General features: G+C 72.1%; 2 protein-coding genes and 2 pseudogenes. All 4 read right to left on the bottom strand.

Annotated elements, in window-relative coordinates:
- The gene (locus tag IE252_RS34720; RefSeq protein ID WP_190093451.1) at window positions 1-252 is read right to left on the bottom strand and encodes an acyl carrier protein; all 252 of its coding nucleotides are present in this window, start codon (window positions 250-252) and stop codon (window positions 1-3) included.
- Between the two features lie 85 nt (window positions 253-337).
- Complete coding sequence (locus tag IE252_RS34715) at window positions 338-9517, bottom strand: non-ribosomal peptide synthetase (RefSeq protein ID WP_190093450.1); 9180 nt, start codon at window positions 9515-9517, stop codon at window positions 338-340.
- Window positions 9514-10752 (bottom strand): annotated as a pseudogene (locus tag IE252_RS44565) (FkbM family methyltransferase); the annotation flags it as partial. The gene IE252_RS34715 and the pseudogene IE252_RS44565, both read right to left, overlap by 4 nt.
- A 216-nt stretch (window positions 10753-10968) precedes the next feature.
- Window positions 10969-12312, bottom strand: a pseudogene (locus IE252_RS44560) (amino acid adenylation domain-containing protein); the annotation flags it as partial.
- Window positions 12313-12461: the final 149 nt, after the last annotated feature.

The following is a 12461-nucleotide window of genomic DNA, read 5'->3' as shown; positions in this document are numbered from 1 at the left end:
TTAGCGGGCCACCGCGGTCTTGTCGGCGAGGTGCCGGGCGAGCTCACCCAGGTTCTGCGGGCCGAACGTGTCGACCAGCGGAATCTCCAGGTTCATCGCCTCAAGGACGATCATCACGATCTCGGCGCGGTCCATCGAGTTGGCGCCGAGCGCGTCCAGCGAGTCGGTCTCCTGGAAGTCGTGCCCGTCGAGCTCCGGCAGGACCTCGACGATCGCCTCGTGGATCAGGGGGAGGATTTCTTCGCTCTTCATAGTCACACCATCACTAGGGGAAACAGGGAAAACAGAGGGAACACGGAACAGGGATCGGTGGGGAGGGGGCAGGAGGGACGGCAGGTCACAGCTCCGCGTCGGCCGCGGCCGCCCGTAGCCCGGCCAGGTCCGCCCCGGGGTTCGCGACGATCTTCAGCAGCAGCCGCTCGTACAGCGCGGCCATCCGCTCGGCCGTCCGCCGGGCGAACAGGTCCGTGCTGTACTCCAGATAGCCGTCCAGGCCCGCCGCGGTCTCCCGTACCACCAGGTTGAGGTCGAACTTCGCCACCCCGGCGTCCGAGGAGACCGGCAGCGTGGCGAACTCCGGTACGGGTACCGCCTCGCCCGGCGGGGTCGGCGCGGGCGCCGGGATCAGGTTGAACATCGCCTGGAACAGCGGCGAGTGCGCCGGATCGGGCTCGGCGACCAGCTCCTGGGCGAGCCGCGCGAACGGCACGTCCTTGTGGTCATGCGCCTCGGCCGTGACCCGCTTGGCCCGGGCGAGCAGCTCGTCGAAGCTCCGCTCCCCGGCCGTGTCGAGCCGCAGCACGAGCACGTTGATGAAGTAGCCGATCAGCTCTTCAAGGGCCGGGTCCGGGCGGTTGGTCACCGGCGAGCCGATGGCCGCCTCGCGGTCCTCGCTGTACGCGCCGAGCAGCACCGCGAACGCCGACAGGAGCGTCATGTAGAGCGTGACGCCCCGCTCCTGGCCGTACCGCCGCAGCTGTACGAGCAGCTCGGCCGGGACGTTCACCGCGACCGTCGAGCCCCGGTGGGACTTGACGGCGGGGCGGCGGTAGTCGGTGCGCAGCGAGAGGCAGGCGGGCAGCCCGGCCAGCTGACCGCGCCAGTACGCCTCCTGCCGGGCGAGCTCCGCCGCGTCGACCGCGCGGTGCTGCCAGTGCGTGAAGTCGGCGTACTGGAGCGCGAGTTCGGGCAGCTCCGGCTCGGCGTTCCGGCGCAGCGCCGCGTACACCGTGTTCAGCTCGGTCAGGAAGACGCCGGTGGACCAGCCGTCGAAGATGCCCCACGGGCGGGTGACGACGGCGATGTGCTCGTGCGGCGACAGCGTCAGCAGGTGCACCCGCAGCATATGGTGGTCCTGCGGCGCGAACGGCCGGGCGCGCTCGGCCCGCAGCCACTCGACGGCCGCCGCTTCCCCGGCCATCTCCTCGAAGGCGACGGCGAAGCCGCCCGCGTCGTTGACCTGCTGGACGTAGGCCCCGTCGCGCAGGACATAGCTGGTGCGCAGCACCGCGTGCCGGGCCACCAGCACCTCGAAGGCGCGGGCGTAGGCGGCGCGGTCCAGGGCGCCGACGATCCGGTAGGCCATCTGCACGTTGTCGTACGCCGTGCCCAGGTGCTCGCGGTGGTTGAGGAACCACAGCTCGCTCTGCTGGAGGGAGAGCGGCGCGCTCAGGGAGCTTTCGCCGGGCGCGGGCAGCGGTAGTGCCCCCGGCCGGTCCGCCGGGGACTCCAGGGCCGCCGCCATCTCCTGGACGGTGGCGCCGCGCAGGATCACCTGGAGCGGAAGGTCCTTGCCGGTCTCCTGCTTGACCCGGATGGTGAGCCGGGTGGCGAGCAGCGAGTGGCCGCCCAGGTCGAAGAAGCCGTCCTCCAGACCGACCCGGCCAAGGCCCAGGACGTCCTCGACCAGACGGCACAGCGTCCGCTCGGTCTCGGTGCGCGGGGCGACGTACACCTCCTTGTGGACGTCGCTCTCGTCCGGGGCGGGCAGCGCCTTCTTGTCGACCTTGCCGTTGGTGGTGATCGGCAGCTCTTCGAGCGCCACGAACACGCTGGGCACCATGTACTCGGGCACCCTGGCCGACAGGTGCTCGCGCAGCACCCGGGTCATGGTCTGGCCCATCCGGGCCACCTGCGGGGCGTTGGCGAGCCGCGGGCGGCGGTAGGCGCCGCGCGCCCGCACCCGGGGCAGCTCCCCCTTGCCGAGGACGAGGTCGAGGCCGTCGGGGCGGTCCTGCGACCAGGTCACGGCGACCCGGAACCCGCTCTCCTCCGCGTGGCGCAGGGCCGACTCCAGTTCGCGCACCCGCTCGGTGGCCGCCGTGGACAGGCGGGTGCCGCCCGGCAGCGGGTCGACCTGGCGGTTGGCGGGCCAGCGCGTGAGCCCCTCGGCCACCAGGACGTCGTCCTCGACGCGCGGGTTGGTCAGGCCCGTGACGCCGAAGCGCTCGGGCACCTCGCCCGCGAGCAGCGCGCGCAGCGCCCGCGGCGAGTCGGCCTCCAGCCACGGCAGCGGCTCGGCGGGCGCGGCCGCGCCCTTGGTGAGGACCACGTCGTAGCGGTAGCTGAGCATCTCGTTGTCGCCCAGGCCCCGCTTGACCATCAGGTCCACGGCCCCCAGCTCCGGGAAGCGCTCGCCCAGGCCCGCGAAGAAGGTCGGGCTGACCAGCAGCTCGCCCTCCTGCCGACGGCGGCGCTGGACCTGGGCGGCGAGCGCCCCGGCCGGGACGCGCACCTGCGTACGGCTGCGCTCCATCGCGCCCAGGTGCGCGGAGAACAGGTCGAGGTTGCGGACGTCGCCGATCAGGATGCGGCCGCCGTCCTCGACGAGCGGCAGGATCCGGGCGATGGCCTCTTCCAGGTAGACGCGGTTGGGGAAGTACTGGACGACCGAGTTGAGGACGACCGTGTCGAACGTGGTGCCTTCCGGAGCCGTCACGGACAGGGCGTCGCCCTGGTTCAGGGAGACGTGCGACCAGCCGCGCCGCTCGGCACCGCGCTTGACGCCGGCGAGCGCCGAGGCGGAGATGTCGACGGCGTGCACCGACTCGCAGGCGCCCGCGTAGCGGTACAGGAGCAGTCCGGTGCCGCAGCCGATCTCCAGGAGCCGCCGGGGCCGCAGCTCCTCGATCCGGGCCACCGTGCCGTCGATCCACTCGCGCATCTCGGGCTCGGGGATGAGCTCGCCGGTGTAACTGCTGTTCCAGCCCACCAGGTTGAGCTCGGCGTCGGTGGCGTCCGCGGTGGCGTCGTCGGCCGCCGCGTACTGGTCCTCGAAGAGCTTCTCCCACTGGCCCAGGTGTTCGGCGTTCTGCTCCTCGGCGGCCGTGTCCAGCCAGGCGTCCGTGGGGCGGACGTAGGCGACGAGCTTCTTGGTGTCGCCGCTGTCGCGGGTGGTGACGACGGCACTGTGCACCGAGGGGTGGCTGTGCAGCGCGCTCTCGATCTCGCCGAGCTCGACGCGGAAGCCGCGCACCTTCACCTGGTCGTCGATCCGGCCCACGAACTCCAGGGCACCGTCGGGCAGCCGGCGCACCAGGTCGCCGGTGCGGTACAGCCGCGCGCCCGGGGTGTCGGAGAAGGGGTCGGCGACGAACTTCTCGCCGGTCAGCTCGGGGTTGCCGAGATAGCCGCGCGCCACGCCCGCGCCGCCCACGCACAGCTCGCCGACCACGCCGCAGGGCACCAGGCGCAGTTCCGGGCCGGTGACGTGGGCGGTGGCCTGGCCGATGGGGCGGCCGATCGGGATCGGCGTGTCCTCGGCCAGGTCGCGCGGGATCTCGTGGCAGGTGGAGGCAATGCTGTTCTCGGTGGGACCGTAGGCGTTGACGATGGTCAGGCCCGGGTGCGCCGCGTACAGCGTACGCACGTCGCGGGCGGAGAACGCCTCGCCGCCCACACCCAGATAGGCCAGCGGCAGCGTGCGGTGGCGGGAGGCCTCGGCGAACGCGGGCAGGAAGGCGGCCGACAGCGCCATCATGGTGACCCCGGAGCGCTCGACGCGGTCCAGGAGCTGTCCGACGTCCTTGGAGTCGCCGTCGTGCAGCACCAACCGGCCGCCGTTGAGCAGCGGGCCGAGCACCTCCTGCGAACCGACGTCGAACGAGATGGACGAGTGGTGCAGCACCACGGTCCGCTCGTCGGTCGGGAAGTACTCCCGGTTGCGCACCAGCCGCACCACACCGCGCTGCTCGACGAGCACGCCCTTGGGCACGCCCGTGGAACCCGAGGTGAAGATCACGTACGCCAGGTGGTCCGGAGTGAGGCCGAGTTCGGCGCGGGTGAGGTTGTGCTCGGGGCGGTCCGCGAGAACCTGGGCGCCGTCCGCCGCGCGCTCCCCCGTGTCCAGGTGCAGCACGTCGGTACCGTCGAGCACCGCGCCCGGCAGATGCGACTGGCTGAGAACCAGGGCGACGCCGGAGCTCTCGACGAGGGTGCGGATGCGGGCGTCGGGGTAGCCCGGGTCGATCGGCACATAGGCGCCGCCCGCCTTCAGGATGCCCAGCAGACCGGCGACGAGCTCGGGCGAGCGCTCGGCGCACAGCCCCACCAGGGTGTCCGGGCCGACGCCCCGCTCGCGCAGCTCGTGGGCGACGCGGTTGGCGCGGGCGTTGAGCTCGGCGTAGGTGAGCACGGTGGCGCCGTGCTCGACGGCGACGGCGTCGGGCCGCCGCTCCACCTGCTCCTCGAACAGCTCGAACAGACAGCTGTCCTGCGGATACGGGTGCGCGGTGGCGTTCCAGTCGGTGAGCAGCCGGCGGCGCTCGGGCGCGGGCAGGATGTCGACGGCGAGTGCCTCGGTGCTCGCGCCGCCGTCGGTGGCCAGCGCGGCGACGATGCCGGTCAGCGCCGCTTCGAGGTAGCCGATCAGCGCGTCGGGCGACAGCGAGGCGTCGACCTGGGCGTTGAGGGAGAGCTCGGTGCCGATGTCGTCGATGGACAGGCCGACGGGATAGTTGGTGCGGTCGACAGAGCCGAGCCAGCGCACGCCCTGGGCGTCGGTGCCGGTGGGGCCTTCGTCGTCGCGGCCGGGCTCGAAGTGCCGGAAGTTGATCATCGAGCTGAAGAGCGGGACGTCGCCCTCCACGCCGCTGCACCGCTGGGCCGCGATCAGCGAGCTCTGCTCGTACGTGATCAGCTCCTTGAGCGCCGAGTCGACCTCGGCGACCAGCTCGCCCACGGTGCGCCCGGCCAGGCGCACCCGCAGCGGCAGGGTGTTGATGAAGTTGCCCAGCATCCGCTCCACGCCGGGCACGCCCTGGAGGCGGCCCGACAGGACGGTGCCGAACACCACGTCGTCGCGGCCGCTGCACGCCGCCACCACCACGGACCAGGCCGCGTGGCACAGGGCCGCCGGGCTGGTGCGCAGCCGCTGGGCCTCCGCGCGCAGGTCGCGGGTCAGACCCGGCGCCAGCGAGCGGCGCAGATCGCGCACCCCGCGCCCGTCGCCGCGCACATCGGTCAGGCCGAAGGGCGCGGTCGACTCGGTGACGTCGCCGAGCCGGTCCCGGAAGAACGCCTCGGTGTCGTCCGAGGCCAGCCGGTGCAAGGTGTGGGCGACGAAGTCGCGGTAGGGCGCGGGCGGCGCGAGGCGGTCGACCCGCCCGGACATGTGGGTGACGAGCTCGTCGAGGATGAGGCGCAGCGAGGTCGCGTCCTCGATGAGGTGGTGTGCGCTCAGCAGCAGGAACCGCCGTGCGGAGTGCGGGTCCTGGGCGATCGCCAGCTTCAGCAGCGGGGCCCGGCCGAGCGTCATCCGCCCGGGCTGCTCCAGCAGGGCGCGCGCCTGCTCCTCGGCGTCGCGGTCCGCATCCAGTGTGACGTGCTCGACGGGCAGCTGGGCGCTGCGGTGGACGACCTGGACGGGTTCGGGCAGCCCGGCCGTCAGCACGGCGGTGCGCATCACGTCGTGCCGGTCGATCAGCGACTGGAGCGCCGCGGCGAACGCGTCGCCGGCGGCCGCGTCCTCGGCGGCCAGCAGGATCGGGATGACGTAGGGGTCGCTGTCGGGATCCATCAGGTGATGGAAGAGGATGCCCTCCTGCGAGGGCACCAGCGGGTAGACGTCCTGCACGTTGGGCGCCCCGCCGGGCACGGTCGCCACCACCGCGTCGAGCTGCGCCTGGGTGAGGTCCACCAGCGGCAGCATCGCGGGGGTGATCCGCTCGCAGGCCTCCGGTATGAGGTTGGGCGGGACGGTGAAGTCGACGGGCGCCTCGGCGCCGTCGATCTCGGCCGCGAGCAGGGCCAGCGTCGGGGCGTTGAACACCGCCCGTACGGTGACGGCGAGGCCGTGCTCCTTGAGGCGGGCGATCAGGACCGTGATGAGCAGCGAATGGCCGCCCAGCGCGAAGAAGTTGTCCTCGGCGCTGATCTTCTCCCCGTCGAAGCCGAGCAGCTCGGCCCAGACGTCCGCGAGCAGTTGCTCGGTGCCGGGGCGCGGGGCGACGTAGGCCCGCTGCGCGTAGGCGTCGATGCCGGGGGCGGGCAGGGCCTTGCGGTCGAGCTTGCCGTTGGCGGTCACGGGCAGCTCGTCCAAGGCCACGAAGGCGCTGGGCACCATGTAGTCGGGCAGGGCGCGCTCCAGGTGCGCGGCGAACTCGGCCCGATGGTCAGCCGGTTCGCCCTCCACGACCGTGTACGCCACCAGCTGCGGGCTGTCGGTCTTGTCCTCGCGGACGACCACGACACAGGCGCGCACGCCGGGGTGCTGGGCGAGGCGGTGCTCGATCTCGCCGAGCTCGATGCGGTGGCCGCGCAGCTTGACCTGGTCGTCGATGCGCCCGAGGAACTCCAGGGTGCCGTCGGCGAGCCGCCGCACCAGGTCGCCCGTCTGGTACATCCGGGCGCCCGGGGCGTCGTCGAACGGGTTGGGCACGAACCGCTCGCGGGTCAGGTCCGGATTGTTGAGGTAACCGCGCGCGAGCCCGGCCCCGGCGATGTACAGCTGGCCCACGCACCCGACGCCCTGAGGCTCCAACGCCTCGTTGAGGACGTGCAGTTGGATGTTGTGGATGGGGCTGCCGATGGGGACCGTGCGCAGCGGCCGGTCGGCCGGGCAGGTCCAGTGGCTGACGTCGACGGCCGCCTCGGTGGGGCCGTACAGATTGTGCAGCGGAGCGGGGTGCAGGGCGTAGTGCCGGGCGCACAGGTCGCCGGGCAGGGCCTCGCCGCTGCAGAACACCTGGCGCACCGAGGCGCAGTCGGCCCAGCCCGCCTCCTCCACGACCGAGCGCAACATCGAGGGCACGAAGTGCAGGGTGGTGACGCCGGTGCGGCGGATGAGGGAGACGAGGTAGGCGGGGTCCTTGTGGCCCTCGGGCTCGGCGACGACCAGCCGTGCGCCCGCCATCAGCGGCCAGAAGAACTCCCACACCGAGACGTCGAAGCTGAACGGCGTCTTCTGCAGGACGACGTCGTCCTCGCCCAGCTCGTAGGTGTGCTGCATCCACTCGATGCGGTTCACCGCCGCGCGGTGCTCGATCATCACGCCCTTGGGGCGGCCGGTGGAGCCGGAGGTGTAGATGACGTACGCCAAGTGGCCCGCGTTGAGGCCGAGTTCGGATGCGTCGAGGTTGTCCTCGCCCAGGCCGGTAAGCTCCTCGCCCGCGTACCCGACCCGTCCTTCGGCGTCGACGGTGAGCAGGTACTTCACCCCGGACACCGCCTCGGTGTCCAGGTGCGGCTGGGTGAGGACGACCTCGACGCCGGAGCTCTCGACCACGTACGCGGTGCGCTCGGCGGGGTGGGTCGGCTCGATGGGCAGATAGGCGCCGCCGGCCTTCTGGATGCCGAGGATCGCGGCCACCATCTCCGCCGAGCGCTCCATGCGCAGGCCGACCACGGTGTCCGGGCCGACGCCGTGGCGCCGCAGGGCGTGCGCGACGCGGTTGGCGCGGGCGTTGAGCTCGGCGTAGCTGAGCTCGTCCGCGCCGAAGACGACGGCGGTGCGCTCGGGGTGACGCGCGACCGCCGCCTCGAACAGCTGGTGCAGACAGCTCTCGTCGGAGAAGGGATGCCGGGTGTCGTTCCACCCGGTGACCACCTGGTGGCGCTCGGCCTCGTCGAGCGCGGAGAGCCGGGATATCCGTGCGCCGGGCTCGTCGGCGACGGCCACGAGCAGCCGGGTGTAGTGGGCGATGAAACGCCGCACGGTCGCGCTCTCGTACAGAGCGGTGGTGTACTCGACCGCGCCGACCAGGCCGTCCGGCGTCTCGCGCAGGTCCAGGGTCAGGTCGAACTTGGTGATGTCGAAGTCGAACTCGATCAGCGACACGTCGAGCGCGCCGAGCCGCACCTCGCGCTCGGACTGCGCCTCCTGGAGCACGAACATGGTCTGGAAGACCGGCGAGTGGCTGAGGCTGCGCTCCAGGTTCAGCGCGTCCACGACCGCCTCGAACGGCACGTCCTGGTGGTCGTAGGCCCGCAGCGCGCCCTCCTTGACCCGGGCGAGCAGCTCGGGGAAGGACGGGTCGCCGGACAGGTCGGTGCGCATCACCAGGGTGTTGGCGAAGAACCCGATCAGGCCCTCGGCCTCCAGCCGGTTGCGGCCCGCCACCGGGGTGCCCACCGCGATGTCGCTCTGCCCGGTGTACTGGTGCAGGGCCAGCGCGTACACCGCGAGCAGCGTCATGTAGAGCGTGACGTCGTGCCGCTCGCTCACCTCGCGCAGCCGCCGCAGCAGCTCGGGCGGGCAGCTGAACCGCTCGTGCCTGCCCTGGTAGGTCTTGATCTCGGGGCGCGGCAGGTCGGCGGGGAGGGTGAGGCGGGCGTCGACCCCGGCGAGGCGCTCCTTCCAGTAGCCGACCTGGCGCTCCTGCACCTCGTCGACCAGCCACTGGCGCTGCCACTGCGCGTAGTCCGCGTACTGGATCGACAGCTCGTCGAGCGGCGACTCGGCGCCCGCGCAGTACGCCTCGTACAGCGCGACCAGGTCGCGGAAGAAGACGCCGAGCGACCAGCCGTCGGACACACTGTGGTGCATGGTGACCAGCAGCACGTGCGCCCGCTCGGACTCGCGCAGCAGGCGGACCCGGATCAGGGACTCGCGCGCCAGGTCGAAGGGGGCGACCGCCTCGCGCTCGCACACGCCGGCCAGCTCGGCCGGTTCGGCGAGCTCCTCGTAGGCCACGGCGAAGTCGCCACCGTCGCCGATCTCCTGGTACGGGACGCCGTCGCGCTCCACGAAACGGGTACGCAGCACCTCGTGGCGGCGGACGATCTCGGCCAGCGCCCGCTGGAGCGCGGGGCGGTCGAGGGGGCCGCTGAGCCGCAGCGCCATCGGAATGTTGTAGTACGCGCTGGTCCCGTCCAGCTGGGCCAGGAACCACAGCCGCTGCTGGGCGAAGGAGAGCCGCACCGGCTCGGCCTCGGACCGGGGGTGCCGGGGGATGGTGTCGAGCGCGGAGAGGTCCACGCCCTGCTTGCGCAGCAGCGCGATCAGGGCGCGCTGCCGCTTGGCGGGCAGCGACCTGATCTTCTTGATCAGGTCGGCGCTGTCGTCGTTCACAGTGGTCATCGTCGGCCCCGGGTTTCCTGGTTCTGGCTTTCCAGAGCGTCCAGCTCTTCGTCGCTCATGCTCTCGATCAGACCGAGGCTCTCGCGGATCCTATCCACGTCGAGCAGGCCCTCGTCCCCGCCCGTCGGCGCATGTCGTTCCAGCTCAGCGGCCATGCCGGCGAGCGTCGGGGCGTCGAAGACGACCTGGATGGGCAGGTCCGCCCCGCTCTGCTGCTTGAGGCGGTTCACCAACCGGGTCACGAGCAGCGAGTTGCCGCCGAGGGCGAAGAAGTTGCTGTCCACGCCCAGTTGCTCCATGTCGGTGTGCAGCAGCTCGGCCCAGACGGCCGCGACCGCGCGCTCGGTCTCGGTGCGGGGTGCGACCAGGCGCTCGCCCCGGCCACGGGTGCTCTCGGGGTCGGGCAGCGCCCGGTGGTCGAGCTTGCCGTTCTGGGTGAGCGGCAGCGCTTCGAGCAGGACCTGGGCGGCCGGGACCATGTACTCCGGCAGGGCCTCGGCCAGGGCGGCGCGGACGTCGTCGAGCAAAGGGGTGCGTGCCGACCAGCGCGGCGCTGCCTCCTGCTCGCCGGAGTCGGGCGCGCGGGCGCCCTCCTCGCGAATCGCGTACACGTTGTAGAGCGGGGTGCCCTGGAGCAGCCGGTTGTCCTGCTCGCTGACCACCCGGTAGCCGAGCGCCCGCAGCAGCGTCTCCACCTTCTCCAACTGGCCGTCCACGTCGTGGAGTTCCACCACCAGCTGGCGGATCTTGGGCCAGTCGCGCCAGTGGATGCCCTTGAGCACCTCGTACTCGGCGTTCTCGACGTCGATCTTCAGCAGGTCGACCCGGTCCAGGCCCTGCTCGGCGACGATCTCCGAGAAGGTGCGCAGCCGGCAGGTGAACCGCTCGCTGTCCAGGCGCGCGTCGACCAGCTCGGCCACCAGCTCGTCACCGGCGACCGTGCCGTCCTCGGTCAGCTCCTCCTGGTTGCGCAGATAGGAGCGGACCATCTCGTGCGCCTGCTCGGCGGTGGTGACGCTGCTGGAGATGACGGTGTTGTGGCGGTAGAAGGTGAACGTCTCCTCCTTCGCCTCGGCCGCCAGACCGCACGCGAACACCTGGGCGTTCAGCCCGTGCAGCTCCACGTTGCGGCGCAGCGAGTCGAAGACCGGCGGGATCGGCTCGAAGGCGAGGATCCGCGCGCCGGGGCAGCGCGTCCCCGCGAACAGGGTGAACATCCCGATGTTGGCACCGACGTCGACGATGGTGTCGCCGTCGCGGATGGTGATGCCGTTGCGCAGGTATTCGAGGTTGGTGAAGATCTCCTCGTAGACGAAGTCCGTCTCGCTGCGGTTCTGCTGGAAGACCGTCATGCCGTTGGGCAGTTCGTACGTCCGCTCCAGGGCCTCGGGTTCGGTGCGCTCGATGCGCAGCAGCTCGCGCACCGCGTGCGCGCGCTCGGCCGAGGGCACGACGTAGGACACCAGGCGCCGGTCGTGCTCGCCGTACTCGCGCACGACCACGCGCGCGTCCTCGACACCGGGGTGGGCCAGCAGCTTCGCCTCGATCTCACCGAGCTCGATGCGGAAGCCGCGCACCTTGACCTGGTCGTCGTTGCGGCCCAGGTACTCCAGGGTGCCGTCGGGCAGCGCCCGGGCCAGGTCGCCGGTGCGGTACATCCTGGCGCCCGGCTCGGGGCAGAACGGGTCGTCGAGGAAGCGCTCGGCGGTCAGCTCGGGGCGGTTGAGGTAGCCGCGGGCCACCCCGTCGCCGCCGACGTACAGCTCGCCGACCGCGCCGACGGGGGCGGGCCGTCCGTGCCGGTCCAGGACGTAGGTGCGCAGGTCGGGGATCCGCTCGCCGATCGGGCTCACCGCGAGGTCCGCGTCGGCCTCGGTGAGCGGCCGGTAGGTGACGTGCACGGTGGTCTCGGTGATCCCGTACATGTTGACCAGCCGGGTGCCCCGGTTCGCCTCGCGGCGCAGCCACGGCTTGAGGGCGGCCACGTCCAGCGCCTCGCCGCCGAAGACGACCGTGCGCAGCCGGTGCGCGGCCGGGCTGTCGCCCTGCGCCGCGATCAGCTGCCGGAAGGCGCTGGGCGTCTGGTTGAGGACGGTCACCCCCTCGGCGCACAGCAGGGCGTAGAAGTCCTTCGGACTGCGGGTGGTGGCCTGCGGCACGATCACCAGTCGGCCACCGTGCAGCAACGCGCCCCAGATCTCCCACACGGAGAAGTCGAAGGCGAACGAGTGGAACAGCGTCCACACGTCGTCACGGCCGAAGCCGAACCACGGCTCGGTGGCCGTGAACAGCCGGGTGGCGTTGCGGTGTTCGACCATCACGCCCTTGGGCGTACCGGTCGATCCCGAGGTGTAGATCACGTACGCCAGGTGCGAGGGCGTCACACCCGTGGTGGCGGCGGGCAGATCGGTGTCCGGGCGGTCGGCCCAGAGCGCCGCGTCGGCCCGTACGTCCACCACCGGCACCTCGGGGGCGCGCAGGCCCTTTGGCAGCGGGCCGTCGACCAGCAGGGCGCGCGGCGCGCTGTCGGTGAGCAGATGGCCGAGCCGGTCCACCGGCGATGCCGGGTCGAGCGGCACATAGGCGCCGCCCGCCTTGAGGACCGCGAGCAGGCCGATCACGATGTGCTCGCTGCGCGGCAGGCAGAGCGCGACCAGGACGTCCGGGCCGACGCCGAGCTCGCGCAGATGGCGGGCGAGCCGGTTGGCGCGGGCGTTCAGCTCGCGGTAGGTCAGGCTCTGGGCGCCGTGGGAGAGCGCGACGGCGTCGGGCGTCGCGGCGGCGGCCGCCTCGAACCGCTCGTGCAGAGCGCGGTCGTCCGCGTACGAGCGCGGGCGCCGGTTGTCGTCGACGAGCAGCCGTCGGCGCATCGCCTCGGGCAGCACGGAGATGTCCAGGGCGGCCACCGGCTCCTCGGCGTCGAGCGCGCCGAGCAGCCCGGTCA

This window comes from Streptomyces melanogenes (assembly GCF_014649795.1).
GTDB lineage: Bacteria > Actinomycetota > Actinomycetes > Streptomycetales > Streptomycetaceae > Streptomyces > Streptomyces noboritoensis.
Note: the sequence above shows the minus strand (reverse complement) of the source record. Positions and strands in the feature narration are given on the sequence as shown.